We start from the raw sequence: 23028 nt of genomic DNA, 5'->3' as shown, positions 1-23028 counted from the left end.
GTAGTCTGGCTTGAAGCCAGAAACTACAAGGGGAGCCGAAGCTCCCCAAGAAGTAGTTGCATGCTCTGTTTTTGTTATTGGTTTCGGGCTTTTTGTTTTTGTTAAGTGCCCTCGCCATGAAGTCTTCCTTCATGACCCTCCCAATCGGGAGCCAAGAGCAAACGGATTGCTTTGGTCGCTGTGTTGCAGTGATCTTACGATCCAACCAGTACAGGCTCTGTCTTAAGACAGTTTTTTGTTGTTCTCGGCCTGGTCGTGGGGCAAGCCCCAAATACAACGCCTCTCCAAAAGAATCAGTTAGCTGCGCCTCTCGCCGTCTTGTTTTTATTGTGCGTGAGTCGATTCGTCTTATTTTTATTGTCTTGTGCATTGCTTGTTATTGTTCTTGTACCAAACATATAGCAGGGTGCGTGCCAACTTTTGCAAACCCCAGCAAAACAAGGGCTTGGCCGTACTGATGGGGTTTGTGGAGACCAAAAAAAGCCGGGGCTTCGTTACCGTAAGCCCCGGCTTCTGTTACGTGAAAAACCTGAGGTAACAGTTTTTTCACAAAATCATGTGTTACCCGCACATGAGACAGGTGGGGTTCAGCTTTCGCTGGCTACCCCGGTCTTGCGCCGTGGGATGCCCAGGCGCTGACGACGCTCCCACAGGCATTTGCGGCTGACCCCGAGTTTGCGGGCCAGCTCGGTTTCGGTCATGTGGTCCTGGTGTTCGAGGACGAAGTGCTGGAAGTAGTCTTCCAGGGACAGGTCTTCGGTCGGCTCGTGGCTGTTGTTGGCCGCCGTGTTGCCTTGTTGCGGTGCCAGGCCGATGAATTCGTCGTCTTCGAGATCGCTCAACTCGATGTCGATGCCCAGCAGCTCGGCGGAAATCTCCGGGCTTTCGCACAGGATGACGGCGCGCTCGACGGCGTTTTCCAGCTCACGAACGTTGCCCGGCCACGAGTAGTGGCGAATGGCTTGCTCGGCATCCGGGGCAAACTTCAGGTCGGTGCGGTTGATCCGCGCGCTCTGCCGCGCCAGGAACGCATTGGCGATTTCGTTGACGTCGGCACCGCGCTCGCGCAGGGCCGGCAGTTTCAGGGCGATCACGTGGAGGCGGTAATACAGGTCTTCACGGAACTGACCGATCTTCGCCAGGCTCTTGAGATCGCGGTGAGTCGCGGCGATCAGGCGCACATCGACTTTCTGCGACTGTACCGAGCCCACCCGGCGAATTTCACCTTCCTGCAATACGCGCAGCAGGCGGGCCTGGGCTTCAAGCGGCAGTTCGCCGATTTCGTCAAGGAACAGGGTGCCGCCGTCCGCTGCTTCCACGAGGCCGGCACGCCCGGCGCTTGCACCGGTAAACGCGCCTTTTTCGTGGCCGAACAGCTCGGATTCGATCAGGCTTTCCGGAATGGCTGCACAGTTCACCGAGATCATCGGCGCCTTGGCGCGTTTCGACAGGTTGTGCAGGGCGCGCGCCACCAGCTCTTTACCGGTGCCGGACTCACCCTGGATCAGGACATTGGAATCGGTAGGCGCCACTTTGCGGATCTTGCCATACAGATCCTGCATCGGCGGGCACGAACCGATGATGCCGATTTCGCCGTTGCTGTTGTCGATACCCGGTTTCGCCGCGCCGTTGGCGACTTTGCCGGCAACCGGCTCACCGCTGGTCTGTGTCGATTGGCGGTCACGCAGGATACGCGCGACGGCCTGGAGCATTTCGTCGTGATCGAAAGGCTTGGCGATGTAGTCCACCGCGCCCATCTTCATCGAGTCGACCGCCGAGCGCAGGCTGGCGTAGCTGGTCATGATCAGCACCGGAGTGCCTTGGCCGAGTTTGATCAGTTCGGTGCCAGGAGCGCCTGGCAAGCGCAGGTCACTGACGATCAGGTCGAACGTGGGAATGGTAAAGCGTTCTTGTGCTTCCTGCACTGAACCGGCTTCGCTGACCTGGTACTGGTTACGTTCCAGCAGGCGGCGCAAGGCGGAGCGGATGATGGTTTCGTCTTCGACGATCAAAATGTGCGGCATTGATTCGATACTCTCGACGGTCTCAGTTCACAGCGGACGTCGCTTCGACATGACGCGGTAATGTCACCCGGATACGGGTGCCGCGTTGGCTCTGAACATCAGCCGGGCTGTCGATGGTGATTTGTCCATAATGCTCTTCAACGATGGAATAGACCAGTGCAAGGCCCAGACCGGTACCTTCACCAGGGTCCTTGGTGGTGAAGAAGGGTTCGAACAATCGGTCCATGATGCTCGATGGTATTCCGCTGCCTTCGTCTTCCACGATCAGGTCGACCGTGTGTTCGCCGGCTTCGCTTTTGACGCGCACCGCGCTGCCCGGGGGCGAGGCATCGCGTGCGTTTGAGAGCAGGTTGATCAATACCTGGGCCAGCCGCTGCGGGTCGCCTTCGACCCAGTGGTCCGGATCGCACAGGTTGTAGAACTGCACTTCGAAATTGCGTCTGTTCAGGGCCAGCAGGCCGATGGCGTCCTGGGCGACTTCGGCCAGACAGACGGGTTCGTCGCTGTGCTGATGACTGCCGGCATGGGCGAAGCTCATCAACGACTGCACGATGCGCGACACGCGTTTGGTCTGTTCGAGGATCTGACCACTGATCTCCTTGAGTTCACCGTCTTCCTCGCGCTCTTCGCGCAGATTCTGCGCCAGGCAGGCGATGCCGGTGATCGGGTTGCCGATTTCATGGGCCACGCCAGCCGCGAGACGACCGATGCTGGCCAGGCGCTCCGAATGCACCAGTTTGTCTTCGAGCATCTGGGTTTCGGTGAGGTCTTCCACCAGCAGCACCAGGCCGCTGTTACCGGGCGCGAGGGGCTCGTCGATCGCCGCTTTGTGCAGGTTCAGCCAGCGGGTTTGGCCGTCGAGGGCCAAATGCTGCTTGTGCAAGTGTTCGTCCGGCACGTTGATGAAGCCTTGCAGCAATTCTCTCCATGGGTCGGCAATGGTACCCAGGCGCGAACCGACCACACGTTGCGCGGCGATCCCGGTCAATTCCTCCATGGCTTTGTTCCACATGAGGATTTCCTGGTCCTTGGCCAGGGAGCACACGCCCATTGGCAATTCCTGCAGGGTCTGGCGGTGATAGCGGCGCAGGGCGTCGAGCTCGGCGGCCAGGCCGGTCAGGCGGGAGTGGTAGTCCTCGAGACGGCTTTCGATGAAGTGGATGTCTTCGGTGACGTAGTTTTCACCGCCAGCCTTGTAAGGCAGGAACGTTTCGACCATGTCCTGGGCCACGCTCGGGCCCATCAGGCCCGAGAGGTTGGCTTCGATCCGGTCACGCAAGCGGCGCAAGGCATAAGGCCGTCGCTCGTCGAAAGGCAGATAGAGGTCGCGCAGGGCTTGCTCGACCTCCTTCTGCGCGGCCTTGGCGCCCAGGGGCTTGGCCAGTTGCGTGGCGAATTCCTGGGGGGAGGCGGCGTGCAGTTCACGGCGCTGCGGGCGACGCACGTTGTCCACGGCGCAGGCCTCGGCAGCGCTGGCTTCTTCGGTGCTGGCGTTGGTGAACAGCGAGATGAGGGTGAACATCAGTACGTTGGCCGCCAGCGAGGCGATTGCGGCCATGTGCCAGCTGGTATCGTCCAGCACGTAGATCATGTTCAGCAGCGGAATGTAGAAGCCCTGCAGGTTGCCGACCAGCGGCAGCAGCATGGTCACCAGCCAGACCAGAATCCCCGCCAGCAACCCGGCGATGAAACCGCGGCGGTTGGCGGTCGGCCAGTACAGGACCGACAGTACGCCTGGCAGGAACTGCAAGGTGGCCACAAAGGCGACGATGCCAAGGTTGGCCAGGTCCTGTTCGGCGCCCAGCAGCAGGTAGAAGCCGTAGCCAGCCATGATGATCGCGACGATCAGCGCCCGGCGCGTCCACTTCAGCCAGCGGTAGATATTGCCTTCGGCCGGTGGCTGATACAGCGGCAGTACCAGGTGGTTCAGCGCCATCCCTGATAGCGCCAGGGTGGTCACGATGATCAGGCCGCTGGCGGCAGACAACCCACCGACATACGCCAGCAACGCCAGGGCCTTGCTGTTGGCGGCGATGCCGATACCCAGCGTGAAGTATTCCGGGTTGGTGGTGGCACCGAGTTTCAGGCCCGCCCACAGAATCAGCGGTACGGCCAGGCTCATCAGCAGCAGGAACAGCGGCAGCCCCCAACTGGCGCTGACCAGCGAGCGCGGATTGAGGTTTTCGGTGAAGGTCATGTGGTACATGTGCGGCATCACGATCGCCGAAGCGAAGAACACCAGCAGCAGCGTGCGCCATGGGCCTTCCTGCAGCGGTGTGTGCAGGGCCGCGAGGGCGGTCTGGTTTTGCAGCAGCCACAGTTCGAGCTGTTGCGGGCCGTCGAATACGCCATAAAGCGCATACAGGCCGACGCCACCGATGGCGATCAGCTTGATCACCGATTCGAAGGCAATCGCGAACACCAGGCCTTCATGTTTCTCGCGAGTGGCAATGTGCCGGGAGCCGAAGAAAATCGTGAACAGCGTGATCAGGGCGCAAAAGCTCAGTGCCACGCGATGCTGAACCGGTTCGCGGGTGAGGATACCGATGGAGTCGGCCACCGCCTGAATCTGCAACGCCAGCAATGGCAGCACGCCGATCAGCATGAAAATCGTGGTCAGCGCACCGGCCCAGGTGCTGCGGAAGCGAAACGCGAACAGGTCCGCCAGGGACGACAGCTGATAGGTGCGGGTGATCTTCAGGATCGGATACAGCAACACCGGCGCCAGCAGAAACGCCCCGGACACCCCGAGATAGCTGGACAGGAATCCATATCCGTACTGATAGGCCAGGCCCACGGTGCCGTAAAACGCCCAGGCACTGGCGTACACGCCCAGCGACAGGGTGTAGGTGAGCGGGTGGCGAATGATCGCCCGCGGGATCATGCCTCGTTCGCTGATCCAGGCCACGCCGAACAGCACCGCCAGGTACGCGGCGCTGATCAGGATCATCTGGGTCAGGCTAAAGCTCATCGGCATCTTTTTGGCTCTGCAGGATGAAGGTCACGACGATCAGAATCAGCCAGAGCAAATAAGGGCGGTACCAGGCGCCAGTGGCGTCGATCCACCAATCCATGATGGCCGGGGAAAACAGATAAATCCCCACTACCAGGAGCAGGACCAAGCGATAGATGTACATCCCGGCCTCTCTTTTTTATGCGCGTGCCCGAAAACGTGCGGCGATGGTAACGGATGGGCGCGCCACTGCAAGCAAGATCACTGTAGCTGTGCCTCGGGCAAGCTTAGTGTGCGCGGGATCAGCAGGGCATCCCAGTGGGTGATGCCCCAGTTCAGCACTTCCCGTGGTGTGGCGTAAGCCAGTTCTTTGCCAGGGTTCTGCCCGAGTGCACGCAAGGCGCGCAGCAATAAAGGCGTGGCCTGATCGGCCGTGAGCGGTGGCGAGCGATAGGATTTGCCCAGTTTGTTGCCATCGGGCTGGGTAATCAGCGGGATGTGCAGGTAACGCGGTTGCCGCAGGCCGAGCAACTCCTGCAGATACAGCTGGCGCGGGGTGGAGTCGAGCAGGTCGGCGCCGCGCACGATATCAGTGATGCCTTGCCAGGCATCGTCCAGCACCACGGCCAGTTGATAAGCGTAAAGCCCGTCGCGGCGGCGGATCACGAAGTCACCGACGTCCCGGCCCAGGTGTTGGTGAAATGCTCCCTGCACCCGGTCGATGAAGTGGTAGTCCAGTTCAGGGACGCGTATCCGGATCGCCGCATCTTCAGTGCCATGCCCGGCATTACGACACAGTCCAGGATAAATGCCGTGATACGGTTCCAGTTGCTTGCGCGAGCAGGTGCAGGCGTAAGCCAGACCTTGATTGAACAGGCGATTGAGCACTTCGGCGTAGGCGTCGTGACGGTCGCTCTGGCGGACCATCTCGCCGTCCCACTCAAACCCGTAACTCTCCAGGGCCTTGAGGATCGCCGCCTGAGCCCCGGGCTCTTCACGGGGAGGATCGAGGTCTTCCATGCGCATCAGCCAGCGGCCCCCGACCGAGCGTGCATCGAGGTACGAGGCCAGCGCGGCGACCAGTGAACCGAAATGCAAATGGCCACTGGGCGTGGGGGCAAAGCGCCCGATGTAGGTGGGGGAGGTGATGACGGTCATATGGGCGATGTTATTTGGTCGGGAGAGGTGCATATCAAGCTGCAGGAGCGAGCTTGATCGCGAAAAAACGTCTGCACACCGCGAGTCGTCAAGCGGCGCGCATTATCGTTGTCGTCCATTGCGAGCAAGCTCGCTCCTGTACAGAAACAAAAACGGAGCGTTCGCACGCTCCGTTTTTCGTTCAAGTCGCAATTACTTGCCGACTTGCTTTTCCTTGATTTCCGCCAGGGTCTTGCAGTCGACACACATGTCGGCGGTAGGGCGGGCTTCCAGTCGCTTGACGCCAATTTCGACGCCACATTTTTCGCACCAGCCGTATTCTTCGTCTTCGATCAACTGAAGCGTCTTGTCGATCTTCTTGATCAACTTGCGCTCACGATCGCGGGCTCGAAGTTCGAGAGCGAACTCTTCTTCCTGGCTGGCACGGTCTGCCGGGTCAGGGAAGTTGGCTGCTTCGTCCTTCATGTGGTCCACAGTCTTGTCGACACCTTCCATCAGTTCTTTTTTCCACTGATTCAGAACCTTGGTGAAGTGCTTGCGCATGGGCTCGCCCATGTACTCTTCGCCAGCTTTCTGAACATAGGGCTCGAAGCCGCTGATCGTCTGATTCGCTTGTTGCTTTGCTTGGGTGGACATGAAATAGACCGCCTCTACTCTTGTAATCCATCTGCGCAGGATTGCTCCATCACCGGCACCCGCCGGCCCTGCGGCTGCAAGCGGGCGAACTTACCAGATCAAATCAGGCCGCGCTACTCCCGGATGTCGAGCCTGCGGCCCGTGGGGCTTGCAAATACTGGCAAAGCGCTGTCTGGTGGCTCTGGAACGCTGCTCAATTAATGATTTTAGTCAAACCTGGGATACTCGTTTGAGTCGTTTTCGACCAAGGTTGTATGGGGTCTGACCGCTTTAGGTTCTCGCTCGTTCCTGCGCTTGGGTAGAATCGATTCTTTTCCCCGTTGAAGGAAGGCCAATGGCTCAGTCCTACAGTGCCCGCAGTCGTGCGATCGAACCTTTCCATGTCATGGCGTTGCTGGCGCGTGCCAATGAATTGCAAGCGGCCGGTCATGATGTGATTCACCTTGAAATCGGTGAGCCAGACTTCACCACTGCCGAGCCGATCATTCGCGCCGGCCAGGCCGCTCTGACAGCGGGCAAGACCCGTTACACCGCCGCGCGGGGCATTCCCGAATTGCGTGAGGCCATTTCAGGTTTTTATCAGGAGCGTTATGGCCTGAATATCGACCCGCGGCGGATTCTCATTACCCCCGGCGGCTCCGGCGCGCTGTTGCTCGCCAGCGCCCTGCTGGTCGATCCGGGCAAGCATTGGCTGCTGGCGGACCCGGGTTATCCGTGCAACCGGCATTTCCTGCGCCTGGTGGAAGGCGCCGCGCAGCTTGTCCCAGTAGGTCCTGAGGTGCGTTATCAACTGACTCCGGGCCTGGTCGAGCGGCATTGGGATCACGACAGCGTGGGTGCATTGGTCGCGTCGCCGGCCAACCCGACGGGGACGATCCTGACCCGTGACGAACTGGCCGCGCTGTCGACTTCGATCAAGGAGCGTCATGGACATCTGGTGGTGGATGAGATCTACCACGGTCTGACGTATGGCACCGATGCAGCCAGTGTGCTGGAAGTCGACGACAGCGCCTTTGTGCTTAATAGTTTTTCGAAATATTTCGGCATGACCGGTTGGCGCCTTGGCTGGCTGGTGGCGCCTGATGCAGCGGTCGGCGAGTTGGAAAAACTTGCCCAGAATCTCTACATCAGCGCACCGAGCATGGCGCAACACGCTGCGCTGGCCTGCTTCGAGCCGGCAACCATCGCGATTCTGGAAGAGCGCCGTGCCGAATTCGGTCGTCGTCGGGATTTCCTGCTGCCTGCCTTGAGGGAATTAGGTTTCGGAATTGCCGTGGAGCCGGAAGGGGCCTTCTACTTGTACGCCGATATCAGCAAGTTCGGCGGTGATGCCTTCTCGTTCTGTCGGCATTTCCTGGAAACTGAGCATGTGGCGTTTACGCCGGGACTGGATTTCGGTCGCTATCAAGCCGGGCATCATGTGCGCTTTGCCTATACCCAAAGCCTGGAACGCTTGCACGAAGCGGTCGAGCGGATCGGTCGCGGTTTGCGGAGTTGGCAAGGCTGATGCGTTTTCATCCGCCCCTCGAAGAAGGTCGACTGATTCGTCGATACAAGCGTTTTCTCGCCGATATCGAGACCGTTCGCGGCGAGTTGCTGACCATTCACTGTCCCAATACCGGTTCTATGCTCAATTGCCAGGTTGAAGGCGGTCAGGTCTGGTTCAGTCGCTCCAATGACCCCAGGCGCAAGTTGCCGGGCACATGGGAAATTGGCGAAACCCCGCACGGGCGTCAGTTTTGTGTGAATACAGCACGGGCCAACGGGCTGATCGAAGAGGCGCTTCGCGCCGGAGTCATCGCTGAGCTGGATGGCTTTACCGAGCTTAAGCGCGAAGTGGCCTACGGCCAGGAAAGCAGTCGGATCGACTTTCGCCTTGATTACCCAAGTGGGCCGGCTTACGTGGAAGTCAAAAGTGTCACCTTGGGCTTCGAGGGCTCATCGGTTGCGGCGTTTCCCGATGCGGTGACGCAGCGCGGGGCCAAGCATTTGCGCGAATTGGCTCATCTGGCTCGGGACGGAATCCGGGCGGTGCAGTTGTACTGCGTGAACCTGACCGGTATCGATGCCGTGCGCCCGGCTGAAGAGATCGATTCGGCTTACGCCGCGGCGTTGCGTGAGGCCGTGGCGTGTGGGGTCGAGGTGCTGGCTTACGGTGTGCGATTGACTCACGAGGAAATGGTGGTCGATCGGCGTCTTGAGGTTTTGCTCGGCATTAAAGGCTGATCCAGATGCCTTGTGCGTTCTCGCGGCAATCCACGCGGGTCAGGGATTGTCCGGCGCAAGGGCCGGACACGCATTCGCCGTCCTCGATCAGAAACAGGGCGCCGTGAGTGGCGCACTGGATCAAGCTGTTGCTGGGGTCGAGAAACTGGTCTGGGGTCCATTCCAGTCCAACACCACGGTGCGGGCAGCGATTGATATAGACGTAGACCTGACCGCAGCGGCGCACGGCAAAGAGCTTCTGGCCGTCGATTTCGAACCCGCGACTGCAGGCGTCGGCCAGTTCGGCGCCGGCACAAAGAAATTTCATGTCCATCCTCGGTTTTCGTCGTTCGTGTGCAGATATGCCCAAGCCGACGTTCAAAAATGAAAGCAACGGGTCAAGCGACGCATGTCGGTGCCGGAAGCGGTGGCCCGATGCCTAGGATACCGGGTGGTTGCTGCTTTCTCCCAGGCAAAAAAAGACCCGGCATGAGCCGGGTCAAATAACCGTGATTAGCCTGATGAGGAGATAATCCGAGAGTCCGAACCAAGGGCTTTTCAGAATATCGACCAGTCTCGCGACCAGTTGCGGTAATAATATCGATTCTCATTATCAAGTCAACTGGTCATTTCTGATTGGTTTGAGTTCCGCCAGTCATTTGAGCCTTAATTTGTCGTTTTCTGTGCAGTCAACTGTGTCACCTGCTTGTTAAGCAGATCGATTCGTCGGGCCATGCTTTCGATCAGGCTCCCGGCGATTTTTGGATTGCTCTGGGCCAGGCTCATAAACTGATCCTTGGGGATGCGCATGATGGTGCTCGGCTCACTGCTGACAATGCTGGCGTTGCGTCTTTCGCCGGTGAATACCGCCATGGCACCGAAAATTTCATCTTTAGGCACATCGCCGACTTTCTGTCCGTCGACAAACGCCTCGGCATGACCCTCAATGATGACAAAGACATGGTCCGCCTCGTCGCCTTGCCGGATAAGCACTTCGCCACTGGATACCCGTTGAAAGCCGTTGGTGCTGCGAAACTCCGGCTGTTTCAGGCGGGCTATGGCGTCTGACAGCAAGGCGGTCTGCCCCGCCATGTACTGCAAGAACAGTTCCGAGCGCTGAGGGTCGGCATAGATGTGCCGGAAAACCGCTGATCGCTGGTAGGGCGTCAGCGTCAGCGGGTTATCACTGCGCAAACGACAGCGCGGCAATTCCATATCCTGGCGCAAGCCGATCAGGTCGCCCTCGTGCAGATAGAACAGGGCGCGATTGTCGACGCATCCATGTAACAGCCCGTTTTGCAAAATGAACAGTTGATCACCGGGTAATGCGGCGCCAAGGTCTTCGACAACGGAAAATGCCAACGATGGGCCGCAAGGGGCCAAGCCTTCGAGTAGTCGAGCGGGAATATTCTGCAGTCGGTTGATCAGTGCGTCGGCGTATGCCGGTTGTTCCCCAAGTAGGTACATGGCGAGCAGACTCGTTCAGTTCTTGTGGCGTGACGAGATGGCTTCCAGCTGTTTGTTCAAGGCGTCCTTGCGTTCGGCGGGAATGTCGTTCCAGTGTACGTCCATCAAGGCGCCTTCAATCGCGTACAACAACACCTTCGACGCACGGAATCCGCGCGTACGCACGGCCCGGTAAGCGTCCACCGCCCCCAGGCGACGCAAGTCCGAAGCGCTGTGGATGCCCACGGCATGCAGCCACTGCGCCGACGTCTTGCCAAGATTCTTCAGGTGTTGCAGTTCATCATTCATCAAGCCTCCTTGCGATGGCCGAATGGTGCGTGGGCAAGCTTCTGAGGAGTGTAGCCATCAGTAGGAAAAGCGTTATGGTTTGGTCGATTTCGACGTAAACGCTTCTAAGCGGCAGATATCTGCAAGGCCATGAACTTCAGTGAGTCCAGCGGGAAAAGGGGCGGAACAGGCAGGAATTTCGGTTAATTAGTCCGCAGTCCAGCGCAAAGCGGGGGCGCCGGACTTGTCAGTTTACGCAGGCGATCAGCGAGTGCGGTAGCGCAGGCGAGTCCCGAAATTCATCGACATCAGAATCTCGTCAGCACTCAGCTCTGGCGGAAAGTAGGCGCCGGAGATCTGTGCATGAGCCAGGCTCGCACCTTCAAGCGAAGCGTTACGAAAGTCGATGCCGCGCAGGTCGGCGGAGCGGAAATAGGCATCGGTAAAGTCGACGCCGTCGGCGTTCAACTCACGCAGGTCGAGGCCACGGAAGTCACCACCCACCATATCGATAGGTCCATCCTTTGGGCGTTCTTTGTTGAAGCCGATGATGTCGTCTTTGTGCAGCAGGGCATAAAGCGGGGTGTCGAGAAGCTTCGGCTGGCTCATGGCATGTCACCTGTTGGTTTTATGACGCCAGTATAGTGCCACTATTTGGCAGCCGTGAAGCCTGTGATGGCTTCACGGCTGAATTACTTTCTTACAGCCCCGGCAGGCGTTGGCGAATCTGTGCGACAACGGTGTCCAGGGTCCCGCTTTCATTGGTCTGGATACGTTTGCTGCAGAGGATTTCCGCAGGAGTCAGTGCTTCGCGACTGGCTTGTTGGGCTTCGATCACGGCCAGAGTGGCGTCAGACGGGTCGTTTTTATCTGCCTGGCGCAGGGCCAGCCAGCTTTCGATCACGGCCTGTGGTGCGTTGCAGTCGAGAATCAGGAAAGGCGTGCCAGTGGCTTCGGCGACTTTCGCTGCGCTGTCGCGTTGAGCACGCTTGAGGTACGTGGCATCGATCACTACCGGAAAGCCTGCGTGCAGGATCACATTGGCGATTTCATGCAGGCGGTTGTAGGTCGCTGCGCTTGCGTCGGCACTATAAATGCCGGCCTGCAGGTCGTTCGGTACGGTCTGTTCGCCGAACAGGCGTTTGCGTTCTACATCCGAACGCAAGCGAATCGCCCCCAGCGCTTCCACCAGGCGCATGGCCACATGGCTTTTGCCGACGGCGGAAACGCCGTGGGTGATGGCCATGAAGCGCGAAGGAATGGTGCTGTAGCTTTCCGCCAGGTTGGCGTAGTTACGGTACTGACGCAGGGTGGTAGCGCGCTGTACTGCGGTGGCGTCGGCCGGCATGCTGAACAGGGCAACCTTGGCGCGAACCAGTGCACGGTATGCTTTATAGAAGTTCAGCAGCTCCAGGCCCTGGTAATCACCTGTCAGTTCCAGGTATTGGCTGATAAAACGCCGTGCCAGGCTCTTCAGGCCCCGGTCCTCAAGGTCCATCGCCAGGAAACCGGTGTCGGCATACACGTCAGTGAAGCGGAACGGTTCATTGAATTCGATGCAGTCAAAGATCACGACGTTGCCGTCGATCACGGTGGCGTTACCCAGGTGGATATCACCGTGGCATTCACGGATGAACCCGTCGGCCTTGCGCTGGGCAAACAGCGGTTTGAGGCGTTCGAAGCTGGTTTCAGCCCAGGCTTGCAAAGCTTCCAGTTGCAGGAGGTCGGTCTTGTCGCTGAGGAATGGGCGAATTTGCTCGAAGTTTTGCCGCACCGGTGCCATGACGCTGTCTGGTGTACCCGCTTCATGTTCGGCGGGGACCTTCGGTGAGCTGAGGTGGAACCCGGCGATTTGCGCAGCCATCGCGTCGATGTGTGCCGGTGTCAGCTCGCCATTGGCTTGCAGGGTGCTGAGCAACTGGCTTTGCGGGAACTGACGCATTTTCAGGGCGTATTCGATGACCGGGCCATCGCCACCCAGTTGCGGGGCCTCGGCGCTGCCGGTGATCGGCAGCACTTCAAGGTACAGATCATGGGTCAGGCGCTGGTTGAGGCGCAGCTCTTCGCCGCAGAAATGCTTGCGGGCCTCAAGGCTGGTGAAGTCGAGGAAGCCGAAATTCACCGGTTTCTTCACTTTATAGGCATAAGGGCCGGTGAGCAGTACCCAGGAAATGTGGGTCTCGATAAGCTGGAACCCCTCTACAGGATGCGGATAGAGGGCCGGGTTTTGCAGGGCGGCGATCAGGGACTGGCTCACAGGCGATCCTTCAGAGTCTGGAAAAATACAGGCCGTCATTATGGCGGCTGGCCAGCCTAACGCAATGTCGGAGGGCTCCTGTTGAGTATGAATAAAGTGCGTATAATCCGCCGCCATGACTCGTACCCGATCTCCCCGTACCCCTAAAAAACCACCCTCCAGAGGCCTGCGCCCCTGGCTGGGCTGGGCCCTTAAACTCAGCCTGGTCGGCCTTGTGGTCCTGGCCGGATTCGCGGTTTACCTCGATGCCATCGTGCAGGAGAAGTTCTCCGGCAAGCGCTGGACCATTCCGGCCAAGGTATACGCGCGTCCACTCGAGCTGTTCGTCGGACAAAAGCTGAGTCGGGATGACTTCCTCACCGAGCTCGATGCCTTGGGGTATCGTCGTGAAAGTGTGGCTAATGGCCCGGGCGCGGCCTCGGTCAACGGCAATACCGTCGATCTGAATACCCGCGGCTTCCAGTTCTATGAGGGCATGGAGCAGCCGCAACCGGTACGTGTGCGTTTTTCCGGCGATTACGTCGCCGAATTGTCTTCGACCAACGGTGCAAAATTGTCGGTGGTGCGTCTTGAGCCATTGTTGATTGGCGGCTTGTACCCGAAAAATCTTGAAGACCGGATCCTGATCAAGATCGACCAGGTTCCACCGTACTTGCTCGACACCCTGGTGGCCGTTGAGGACCGGGACTACTATCACCACTTTGGTGTATCGCCGAAGTCGATCGCTCGTGCGATCTGGGTCAACGGCTCGTCCGGGCGCATGCGCCAGGGCGGCAGTACCCTGACGCAACAATTGGTCAAGAACTTCTACCTGACCAACGAGCGCAGCCTGAGCCGAAAGCTGACTGAAGCCATGATGGCGATGCTGCTTGAGTTGCATTACGACAAGCGTGAAATCCTCGAGGCATACCTGAACGAGGTGTTCATCGGTCAGGACGGCCAGCGTGCGGTGCATGGTTTTGGTCTGGCCAGCCAGTTCTTCTTCAGTCAGCCGTTGTCAGAACTCAAATTGCACCAGGTGGCGTTGCTGGTGGGCATGGTCAAGGGGCCGTCGTCCTACAATCCGCGCCGCTACCCGGAACGTGCCCTTGAGCGTCGCAACCTGGTGCTTGATGTCCTGCAGGAGCAGGGCGTTGCCACGGCCGAGCAAGTCGAAGCCGCGAAGAAGATGCCGTTGGGCGTGACCAAGCGTGGCAGCCTCGCGGACAGCTCATTCCCCGGTTTCCTTGATCTGGTCAAGCGTCAGCTGCGTGAAGACTATCGCGAGGAAGACCTGACCGAAGAAGGTCTGCGCATTTTCACCAGCTTCGACCCGATCCTGCAGATGAAAGCCGAAGCATCGGTCAATGACACCTTCAAACGCCTGGCCGGGCGCAAGGGTTCCGATGATGTGGAGGCGGCCATGGTCGTCACCAACCCGGAAACCGGCGAAGTCCAGGCCATGATTGGCAGTCGTCAGGCCAGTTTTGCCGGTTTCAACCGTGCTCTGGATGCGGTTCGCCCTGTCGGCTCGTTGATCAAGCCGGCGGTTTATCTGACGGCGCTGGAAAAACCGAGCCAGTACACCTTGACCAGTTGGCTGTCAGACGAATCCTTCTCGGTCAAGGGTGCGGACGGTCAGGTCTGGAAACCGCAGAACTATGATCGTCGTTCCCACGGTACGGTTTTCCTTTATCAGGGCCTGGCGCATTCCTACAACTTGTCGACCGCACGTCTCGGCTTGGCGGTGGGGGTGCCGAATGTACTGAAGACATTGGGGCGCCTGGGTATCAGTCGCGAATTCCCGGCATTCCCGTCGATGTTGCTGGGTGCAGGCGGCATGACGCCGATCGAAGTCGCGACCATGTACCAGACGCTGGCCAACGGAGGCTTCAATACGCCGATGCGCGGGATTCGCAGTGTTCTGACTGCCGAAGGCGAGCCGCTCAAGCGATATCCGTTCCAGATTCAGCAGCGTTTCGACCCGGGTTCCATTTACCTGATCCAGAGCGCCATGCAGCGTGTCATGCGTGAAGGCACCGGCAGCTCTGTCTACAACGTGTTGCCGAAAACCCTGACCCTCGCAGGCAAGACCGGCACCAGTAACGATTCGCGGGACAGTTGGTTTGCCGGTTTCAGCCAGGACTTGCTAGCAGTGGTGTGGTTGGGGCGCGATGACAACGGCAAGACGCCATTCACCGGTGCTACCGGTGCCTTGCAGGTCTGGACCAGCTTCATGCGCAAGGCCGATCCGCTGCCACTGGACATGCCGCAGCCGGATAACGTCGTACAAGCCTGGGTCGATTCGCGCACGGGACAAGGCTCTGATGCCAACTGCCCAGGCGCTGTACAGATGCCGTATATTCGCGGCAGCGAACCGCCTCCCGGCGCTGCTTGCGGTGGCGAAAGCCCCACTACCGGCGAAACGGTGATGGATTGGGTCAAGGGCTGGATGAATTAAGCAAAGAGGGTATCAAGTGAACAAGTGGTTGATTCCAGCGGTTGCCGCCGTGGCTTTGCTCAGCGGTTGCTCCACCGTACAACGTGGCTCGATTCCGGTAGAGGACTCTGGCACCGCCGTTTCCAACAGCGAGCGAATCTCGACCAATGGCGGTTTCCGTCAGACGACGGTGAAACGCCCTGTGCAAACCCGTCCTCAGGAAATTCCGCAAGGCGATACCGGTGTTGTCGTGATGGTGCCAGGTGGCGGTGCAACGACGTCAACGCCGATCAGCACCACACCGATTACGCCAGGCCCGATTACGCCGGGGCCGATTGATGCCGCGCCGGTTCAGTCCGCGCCGATCAATCAGGGCAGTTACAGCATGCCGCCGACGCCGAGCGGGATTCCTTCGGCCAGCTCCGGTGGTCTGTCTGCCGATGAGCAACTGGACGGTCCTGTTCTGGCCCTGTTGACGACTGCGCAGCAGCAACAGTCCAGCGGTGATCTCAATGGTGCCTCGTCGAGTCTTGAACGCGCCCAGCGTGTTGCGCCGCGGGAGCCGCAAGTGCTTTATCGTCTGGCGCAAGTGCGCATGGCTCAAGGTGACGCGCCGCAGGCTGAGCAATTTGCCCGTCGTGGCCTGACCTTCGCCAATGGTCGCCCGGCACTGCAGGCAAACCTGTGGGAACTGATCGCCCAGGCCCGTGAGAAACAGGGTGACTCCGCGGGTGCCGCACTGGCGCGTCAGAAGGCCAAGGTAGCGTCGTGATGGACGAGCGTTTTCTTAAAATCGCCGATCAGTTACTGCTGATCGAGCGTGAGTTGCGGATTCAGGGCTGGTGGGACGATGTGCCGCCATCCCAGGAAGCACTTTCCAGCGTCGAGCCGTTCTCGGTCGATACGCTGGATTTCGAGCAGTGGCTGCAATGGATCTTCCTGCCGCGCATGAAAATGATTCTGGAGCAGGGGCTGCCCTTGCCGAACGCTTCGGGGATTCAGGAGATGGCCGAAATGGTCTTCGCTTCCCGTAATGTCCAGGGCAAGGACCGGCAGTTGCAGGCATTGCTCAAAGAGTTCGATTTGCTGATCACCGCTTCTCGCTGATTCCGATCCCTTTTAGCAGTCGGGTTTGCTCTCGTTGAGGGCAAGCCTGGTTCCTGCATGTCGGCTGGCAGCCTCGGGTTGCGCAATTGAAACTAACGCACGTGCAGTTTCACGGTTTTTTCTTGCTTTCTCATGTGCTTAGTTCAATAAAGCACATAGACGACTTGACTTGCAGGGGACGAAACAGAAGAATCCAAAGTCCGCTGTAGAGGGACTGCCAGAAGCAGACCCACTCGGTAGATCATGAGGCGCACATCCGCGCCGACCTGTTACACCCGCAACGCGTTACCTCGCGCTGGGTGGGAAAGGCCCGCAACACTTGGGACGATCCCAATACTTGCTCAGTCAGTGCTGACGTAGTCGGCGACCACCGTCGCTCATGCTCTGCTGGGAAGTAAACCTATTAAGACCCGTCCTATATATGTGGGCGGTATTCTGGCGTTTTAGAGGTGAACAACGTGGAGCTTTTATCTGGCGGTGAAATGATCGTCCGCTTTTTGCGTGACGAGGGCGTCAAATATATCTATGGGTACCCGGGTGGTGCCGCACTGCATATCTACGATGCATTGTTTAAAGAACCTTCCGTTCAACATATCCTCGTGCGCCATGAGCAGGCAGCCACTCACATGGCTGATGGCTATGCGCGTGCCACCGGCAAGGCTGGCGTTGTACTGGTGACCTCCGGTCCTGGCGCAACCAACGTCATTACCGGTATTGCCACGGCATACATGGACTCCATTCCGATGGTGATTCTGACCGCTCAGGTGCCAAGCACCATGGTCGGCACCGATGCATTCCAGGAAACCGACATGATCGGTATCTCCCGGCCGATCGTGAAACACAGCTTCATGATCAAGCATCCATCGGAAATTCCGGAAGTCATGAAGAAGGCCTTCTACCTGGCGCAATCCGGTCGTCCGGGCCCGGTAGTGGTCGATATCCCGAAAGACATGACCAACCCGGCCGAGAAGTTCGAATACGTCTTCCCGAAAAAAGCCAAGCTGCGTTCCTACAGCCCGGCAGTGCGTGGTCATTCGGGCCAGATCCGCAAAGCCGTGGAAATGCTGTTGGCAGCCAAGCGGCCGATCATCTATGCCGGTGGCGGCGTCATCATGGGTAACGGCTCCGCGCCGTTGACCGAGTTGGCGCAACTGCTGAACGCACCGGTGACCAATACCTTGATGGGCCTGGGTGCCTATCCGGGTAACGACCGTCAGTTCCTCGGCATGCTCGGCATGCACGGCAGCTACACCGCAAACCTGGCGATGCACCATGCTGATGTGATCCTTGCCGTCGGCGCGCGTTTCGACGATCGCGTCATCAACGGTGCGTCGAAGTTTTGCCCGAACGCCAAGATCATTCACATCGACATCGACCCGGCTTCGATCTCCAAGACCATCAAGGCCGATGTTCCTATCGTTGGTCCGGTGGAAAGCGTACTGACCGAAATGGTCGCTACCTTCAAGGAAATCGGCGAGACCCCGAACAAGGAAGCGGTCGCTACCTGGTGGAAGCAGGTTGAAGAGTGGCGTGGTGATCGCGACATGTTCCCTTACAACAAGGGCGATGGCAGCATCATCAAGCCGCAGACTGTGATCGAAACCCTGAGCGAAGTGACCCATGGCGATGCCTATGTGTCCTCCGACGTGGGTCAGCATCAGATGTACGCGGCCCAGTACTACCGCTTCAACAAGCCGAATCGCTGGATCAACTCCGGCGGCCTGGGCACGATGGGCTTCGGTTTGCCTGCGGCGATGGGTGTGAAACTGAACTTCCCGGATGCTGATGTCGCCTGTGTGACCGGTGAAGGCAGCATCCAGATGAACATTCAGGAGCTCTCGACCTGTCTGCAGCATGGCCTGCCACTGAAGATCATCCTGCTGAACAACGGCGTGCTCGGCATGGTCCGCCAATGGCAGGACATGAGCTACGGCGCACGTCATTCGCATTCCTACATGGAATCGTTGCCGGACTTCGTCAAGTTGGCTGAAGCCTACGGTCACGTTGGAATGCGCATCACGGACTTGAAGGATTTGAAGCCGATGATGGAAGAAGCGTTTGCCATGAAAGATCGCCTGGTGTTCCTTGATATCAAGGTAGATGCCAACGAGCACGTCTACCCGATGCAGATCAAAGACGGCTCCATGCGCGATATGTGGCTGAGCAAGACGGAGCGTACTTAATCATGCGGCACATTATTTCCTTGCTTCTGGAAAACGAACCCGGCGCTTTGTCTCGCGTAGTCGGCCTGTTCTCGCAGCGCAACTACAACATCGAAAGCCTGACCGTGGCGCCAACCGAGGACCCGACCCTGTCGCGTCTGACGCTGACCACTGTCGGCCACGATGAGATCATCGAGCAGATCACCAAGAACCTGAACAAACTGATCGAAGTGGTAAAACTGGTCGACCTGTCGGAAAGTGCTCACATCGAGCGCGAACTGATGCTGGTCAAGGTCAAGGCCACCGGTGCCCAGCGTGCCGAGATCAAGCGCACTACCGATATTTACCGTGGACAGATCGTCGATGTCAGCGCCAGCGTGTATACCGTTCAATTGACCGGTACCAGCGACAAGCTCGACAGCTTCATTCAGTCCATCGGCACCGCCTCGATCCTGGAAACTGTACGCAGTGGCGTCACCGGGATTGCGCGCGGCGACAAAGTACTCAGCATCTAAACCAAATTAGCGAATGGCCTGAACGGCCTGGATATATAGGGGAAATTCATGAAAGTTTTCTACGATAAAGACTGCGACCTGTCGATCATCCAGGGCAAGAAAGTTGCCATCATCGGTTACGGTTCCCAAGGCCACGCTCAAGCGTGCAACCTGAAAGACTCCGGCGTTGACGTTACCGTTGGTCTGCGTAAAGGTTCGGCCACCGTTGCCAAAGCCGAAGCTCACGGCCTGAAAGTGACCGACGTTGCCTCCGCTGTTGCGGCGGCCGACCTGGTTATGATCCTGACCCCGGACGAGTTCCAGTCTTCCCTGTACAAGAACGAAATCGAGCCGAACATCAAGAAAGGCGCAACCCTGGCCTTCTCCCACGGCTTCGCGATCCACTACAACCAGGTTGTGCCACGTGCTGACCTCGACGTGATCATGATCGCGCCGAAGGCTCCGGGCCACACCGTACGTTCCGAGTTCGTGAAGGGCGGCGGTATCCCTGACCTGATCGCTATCTACCAGGACGCGTCGGGCAACGCCAAAAACGTTGCTCTGTCTTATGCTGCAGGCGTTGGTGGTGGTCGTACCGGCATCATCGAAACCACCTTCAAGGACGAGACCGAAACCGACCTGTTCGGCGAACAAGCCGTTCTGTGCGGCGGTACTGTTGAACTGGTCAAGGCTGGTTTCGAAACGCTGGTTGAAGCTGGTTATGCGCCAGAAATGGCCTACTTCGAATGCCTGCACGAACTGAAGCTGATCGTTGACCTCATGTACGAAGGCGGTATCGCCAACATGAACTACTCGATCTCCAACAACGCCGAATACGGCGAGTACGTGACCGGCCCGGAAGTTATCAACGCCGAATCCCGTCAGGCCATGCGCAACGCCCTGAAACGTATTCAGGACGGCGAATACGCCAAGATGTTCATCAGCGAAGGTGCTACCGGCTATCCTTCGATGACCGCCAAGCGTCGCAACAACGCCGCTCACGGTATCGAAATCATCGGCGAGCAACTGCGCTCCATGATGCCGTGGATCGGTGCCAACAAGATCGTCGACAAAGCTAAAAACTAAGTCACGCCCTTGTACGAAAAACGCGGCCCAGGCCGCGTTTTTTCGTTTGGCGGGCCTGTTCTGGTATAAAGCTGCATCGTTTGCGATGCGAACCGTTACCGCAGACGTCTGTCGAAACTTTCCACCCCGTTGCAAGGTATTGTCCATGAGCGAACGTCCCGAAGAGCCAAACCAGGCTTCTGACGCCGAAAGCCTGCTGCCCATCGATGAGCATGTTGAAGAAGGGCATGACGCTGAAGGCCGTAAAGTCCGGCATCGTGGTATCTATCTTCTGCCGAATCTGTTCACCACTGCGAATCTGTTCGCAGGGTTTTACTCCATCATCAACTCCATGAGTGCCCAGAGCGCCCTGAGTGCGGGTGATTCGATTGGAGCGAGCAAATATTTTGCTTTCGCAGCCATCGCGATTTTCGTCGCCATGGTGCTTGACGGTCTCGACGGCCGTGTTGCGCGCATGACCAATACCCAGAGTGCCTTCGGTGCCGAGTACGACTCGCTATCGGATATGGTTGCTTTCGGTGTGGCGCCGGCTTTACTGGCATTTGGTTGGGCGCTGGGCGACATGGGCAAGGTCGGATGGATGGTTGCCTTCATCTATGTAGCAGGCGCGGCATTGCGTCTGGCGCGTTTCAATACCCAGGTCGGCACCGCCGATAAGCGCTATTTCATCGGTCTGGCCAGTCCGGCTGCCGCTGGCGTGGTGGCGGGGATTGTCTGGGCGTTCAGCGACTACGGTATCCAGGGCTCCAAGATGTCCTTCCTGGTGGCGTTAATGGTCGCGGCTGCGGGTATGCTGATGGTCAGCAATATCAAGTACAACAGCTTCAAGGAGCTGGACCTGAAGGGGCGGGTGCCTTTCGTGGCAATCCTGGCTGTGGTGTTGGTATTTGCCGTGGTGTTCAGTGATCCACCGCGCATCCTGCTGCTGGTTTTCCTCGCTTACGCCGCTTCCGGTCCGGTTCAGTACTTGTTACATCTTCGTCGGCGCAAAAGCGTCGAGTGATGTAATTTCCCTCATACTCCGCAGTCTGTTGGTGCATCTGTTCTCCAATACTGCGGAGTAGCCATGCTGATCAAAATATCCAAAGCGTCTGACTGCCATGAGTCGGACGTCACGCCTGAATCCCTTTATCTCTCTCGACGCCATGTATTAGGGGCTGCCGTTGGCGGTTTGGCCCTGAGCGGACTGCCTCGCTGGGCTGGTGCCGATGAGGCGGTGCGCTATGAAGATGTCGAACCTGGTAAGGCGCCTTCCTGGTTCAGCGAAAAACTACCTTCCGTCCGCTGGGGGGCGGTCACCGTCAAGGATGAGGCGATCACGCCCTTCAAGGATGCCACCCATTACAACAACTTCTATGAGTTTGGTGCCGACAAAGGTGATCCGGCAGCCAATGCCGGCGCGTTGAAGACTGAGCCCTGGACTGTGGTGGTGGATGGTGAAGTGGGTAAGCCGGGGCGCTATGCACTGGAAGACTTCATGCGGCCTTACCAGTTGGAAGAACGAATCTACCGCCTTCGCTGTGTGGAAGCCTGGTCGATGGTCATTCCATGGATCGGCTTTCCCATCTCGGCGTTGCTCAAGCAGGTAGAGCCAACATCAAAAGCCAAATTCATTCGCTTCGAAACTCTGCAGGATCCCAAGAGCATGCCAGGGCAGCGATCCGGATTTGCGTTGATCGAATGGCCCTATGTAGAAGGGCTTCGCTTGGATGAGGCGATGAACCCGTTAGCGATTCTGGCGGTGGGGATGTACGGGCGTGAATTGCCGAGTCAGAACGGTGCGCCGTTGCGTCTGGTAGTGCCCTGGAAATACGGTTTCAAAAGCATCAAGTCGATTGTGCGGATCAGTCTGGTCGGTGAGCAGCCCAAGACGACCTGGCAGAGTATTGCTCCCGACGAATATGGCTTCTATGCGAACGTGAATCCTTCGGTTGACCATCCGCGCTGGACACAGGCTCGTGAGCGGCGCTTGCCGAGTGGTCTTTTCAAACCCAACGTGCGTGATACGCAAATGTTCAATGGCTACGCTGATGAAGTGGCGTCTCTATATAGCGGGCTCGATTTGAGGAAGAACTACTGATGCGGTATCCGCTTTGGCGTCTCGGCGTCTTTGTTGCCGCATTGGTGTGGCCCCTGTTCTGGTTGTATCAAGCCTGGACTGATGTGCTTGGCCCGGACCCGGGAAAAGTGCTGGTCGACCGTTTGGGCTTGGGGGCTCTTGTTCTTCTGCTCATTACATTAAGCATGACGCCTCTGCAGAAGTTCACCGGTTGGGCGGGATGGATTGCGGTCAGGCGACAACTGGGTTTGTGGTGTTTTGCTTATGTAGTCCTGCATTTGAGTGCTTATCTGGCATTCATCCTCGGATTTGATTGGTCGCAGTTGGGCGTCGAATTATGCAAGCGTCCATACATTATTGTCGGAGCGCTGGGATTTCTGTGCTTGTTGATATTGGCAATGACTTCCAATCGATACACTCAGCGGCGTCTGGGGGCGCGCTGGAAGAAATTGCATCGCCTGGTTTATGCGGTTCTTATGTTTGGATTGCTTCATATGCTCTGGATAGTGCGCGCTGATCTGAAGGAGTGGGCTATTTATGCTGCAATGGGTGCGTTGCTATTAGTGTTGCGGCTACCGCCCGTAACCCGGCGAATCCCACGTTTTATGATAAAAAAGGCCTCTTCTGCCAAAAAAGCGTAATCAGTGCTTGACGGCAGATTCTGGAGGCCTATAATTCGCCCCACTTCCGGCGCAGTCGAAACGGAAAACTCCTTGATAAACAATGAGTTATGA

At 58.1% G+C, this 23028-nt stretch carries 21 protein-coding genes; 11 read left to right on the top strand and 10 right to left on the bottom strand.

Annotation, left to right across the window (positions count from 1 at the left end):
- Window positions 1-587 precede the first annotated feature (587 nt).
- The 5 genes from ACVWYU_RS09940 to dksA all read right to left on the bottom strand — a co-directional run bounded on the left by ACVWYU_RS09940 (window position 588) and on the right by dksA (window position 6771).
- Window positions 588-2024: a sigma-54-dependent transcriptional regulator gene (locus tag ACVWYU_RS09940; protein WP_090325198.1), complete on the bottom strand. Its 1437-nt coding sequence runs from the start codon at window positions 2022-2024 to the stop codon at window positions 588-590.
- Between the two features lie 22 nt (window positions 2025-2046).
- Window positions 2047-5001: a sensor histidine kinase gene (locus ACVWYU_RS09935; protein ID WP_162493939.1), complete on the bottom strand. Its 2955-nt coding sequence runs from the start codon at window positions 4999-5001 to the stop codon at window positions 2047-2049.
- Window positions 4985-5161 carry a hypothetical protein gene (locus ACVWYU_RS09930; RefSeq protein WP_003176118.1) on the bottom strand — a complete coding sequence of 59 codons (177 nt, stop codon included), beginning with the start codon at window positions 5159-5161 and terminating at the stop codon, window positions 4985-4987. The genes ACVWYU_RS09935 and ACVWYU_RS09930 overlap by 17 nt, the downstream gene beginning before the upstream one ends.
- Window positions 5162-5238: 77 nt before the next feature.
- Window positions 5239-6135 (bottom strand): tRNA glutamyl-Q(34) synthetase GluQRS, encoded by an 897-nt coding sequence (gluQRS, locus tag ACVWYU_RS09925; RefSeq protein ID WP_457372613.1) that lies wholly within the window; start codon window positions 6133-6135, stop codon window positions 5239-5241.
- 192 nt (window positions 6136-6327) lie between these two features.
- Window positions 6328-6771: an RNA polymerase-binding protein DksA gene (gene dksA / locus ACVWYU_RS09920; protein ID WP_390957286.1), complete on the bottom strand. Its 444-nt coding sequence runs from the start codon at window positions 6769-6771 to the stop codon at window positions 6328-6330.
- A gap of 334 nt (window positions 6772-7105) precedes the next feature.
- On the opposite strand from dksA, the gene ACVWYU_RS09915 reads away from it, so the two are divergent.
- Together ACVWYU_RS09915 and sfsA are read left to right on the top strand one after the other, a co-directional pair.
- Complete coding sequence (locus ACVWYU_RS09915; protein WP_457372612.1) at window positions 7106-8278, top strand: pyridoxal phosphate-dependent aminotransferase; 1173 nt, start codon at window positions 7106-7108, stop codon at window positions 8276-8278.
- On the top strand, window positions 8278-8997 hold the full coding sequence (gene sfsA / locus ACVWYU_RS09910) for a DNA/RNA nuclease SfsA (protein WP_457372611.1): 720 nt from the start codon (window positions 8278-8280) through the stop codon (window positions 8995-8997). Before ACVWYU_RS09915 ends, sfsA begins: the two co-directional genes overlap by 1 nt.
- On the opposite strand, the gene ACVWYU_RS09905 is transcribed toward sfsA, so the two are convergent.
- From ACVWYU_RS09905 to ACVWYU_RS09885, 5 genes are all read right to left on the bottom strand, one after another.
- Window positions 8987-9304, bottom strand: coding sequence for a Rieske (2Fe-2S) protein (locus ACVWYU_RS09905; protein ID WP_457372610.1), 318 nt, complete (start codon window positions 9302-9304; stop codon window positions 8987-8989). The two genes, sfsA and ACVWYU_RS09905, sit on opposite strands and share 11 nt — an antisense overlap.
- 338 nt (window positions 9305-9642) lie before the next feature.
- Window positions 9643-10443: a Crp/Fnr family transcriptional regulator gene (locus ACVWYU_RS09900; RefSeq protein WP_457372609.1), complete on the bottom strand. Its 801-nt coding sequence runs from the start codon at window positions 10441-10443 to the stop codon at window positions 9643-9645.
- A gap of 15 nt (window positions 10444-10458) precedes the next feature.
- The gene (locus ACVWYU_RS09895; protein ID WP_003228231.1) at window positions 10459-10731 is read right to left on the bottom strand and encodes a TfoX/Sxy family protein; all 273 of its coding nucleotides are present in this window, start codon (window positions 10729-10731) and stop codon (window positions 10459-10461) included.
- A gap of 243 nt (window positions 10732-10974) precedes the next feature.
- A complete protein-coding gene (locus ACVWYU_RS09890; RefSeq protein WP_090325191.1) occupies window positions 10975-11319 on the bottom strand; it encodes a pentapeptide repeat-containing protein in 345 nt (114 codons plus the stop codon).
- 91 nt (window positions 11320-11410) lie between these two features.
- Window positions 11411-12967 carry a bifunctional aminoglycoside phosphotransferase/ATP-binding protein gene (locus tag ACVWYU_RS09885; RefSeq protein WP_390957281.1) on the bottom strand — a complete coding sequence of 519 codons (1557 nt, stop codon included), beginning with the start codon at window positions 12965-12967 and terminating at the stop codon, window positions 11411-11413.
- Window positions 12968-13082: 115 nt separating this feature from the next.
- On the opposite strand from ACVWYU_RS09885, the gene mrcB reads away from it, so the two are divergent.
- From mrcB to msrQ, 9 genes are all read left to right on the top strand, one after another.
- Window positions 13083-15407 carry a penicillin-binding protein 1B gene (mrcB, locus tag ACVWYU_RS09880; RefSeq protein WP_247254711.1) on the top strand — a complete coding sequence of 775 codons (2325 nt, stop codon included), beginning with the start codon at window positions 13083-13085 and terminating at the stop codon, window positions 15405-15407.
- Window positions 15408-15423: 16 nt separating this feature from the next.
- Window positions 15424-16158, top strand: coding sequence for a tetratricopeptide repeat protein (locus tag ACVWYU_RS09875; protein ID WP_390957279.1), 735 nt, complete (start codon window positions 15424-15426; stop codon window positions 16156-16158).
- Window positions 16158-16493: a YqcC family protein gene (locus tag ACVWYU_RS09870; RefSeq protein ID WP_090325182.1), complete on the top strand. Its 336-nt coding sequence runs from the start codon at window positions 16158-16160 to the stop codon at window positions 16491-16493. Before ACVWYU_RS09875 ends, ACVWYU_RS09870 begins: the two co-directional genes overlap by 1 nt.
- 458 nt (window positions 16494-16951) lie before the next feature.
- Complete coding sequence (locus ACVWYU_RS09865) at window positions 16952-18676, top strand: acetolactate synthase 3 large subunit (RefSeq protein WP_090327543.1); 1725 nt, start codon at window positions 16952-16954, stop codon at window positions 18674-18676.
- Window positions 18677-18678: 2 nt separating this feature from the next.
- Window positions 18679-19170: an acetolactate synthase small subunit gene (gene ilvN, locus ACVWYU_RS09860; RefSeq protein ID WP_003205610.1), complete on the top strand. Its 492-nt coding sequence runs from the start codon at window positions 18679-18681 to the stop codon at window positions 19168-19170.
- A 48-nt stretch (window positions 19171-19218) separates the two neighbouring features.
- Complete coding sequence (gene ilvC / locus ACVWYU_RS09855; RefSeq protein WP_003228216.1) at window positions 19219-20235, top strand: ketol-acid reductoisomerase; 1017 nt, start codon at window positions 19219-19221, stop codon at window positions 20233-20235.
- A gap of 145 nt (window positions 20236-20380) precedes the next feature.
- A complete protein-coding gene (gene pssA, locus ACVWYU_RS09850; RefSeq protein ID WP_047533271.1) occupies window positions 20381-21238 on the top strand; it encodes a CDP-diacylglycerol--serine O-phosphatidyltransferase in 858 nt (285 codons plus the stop codon).
- Window positions 21239-21301: 63 nt separating this feature from the next.
- Window positions 21302-22315 (top strand): protein-methionine-sulfoxide reductase catalytic subunit MsrP, encoded by a 1014-nt coding sequence (gene msrP, locus ACVWYU_RS09845; RefSeq protein ID WP_090325181.1) that lies wholly within the window; start codon window positions 21302-21304, stop codon window positions 22313-22315.
- Window positions 22315-22935 (top strand): protein-methionine-sulfoxide reductase heme-binding subunit MsrQ, encoded by a 621-nt coding sequence (gene msrQ, locus ACVWYU_RS09840; RefSeq protein WP_457372608.1) that lies wholly within the window; start codon window positions 22315-22317, stop codon window positions 22933-22935. Before msrP ends, msrQ begins: the two co-directional genes overlap by 1 nt.
- Window positions 22936-23028 lie beyond the last annotated feature (93 nt).

Source organism: Pseudomonas sp. TE12234, assembly GCF_054061835.1.
This window is presented reverse-complemented; position numbering and strand designations above follow the sequence as displayed.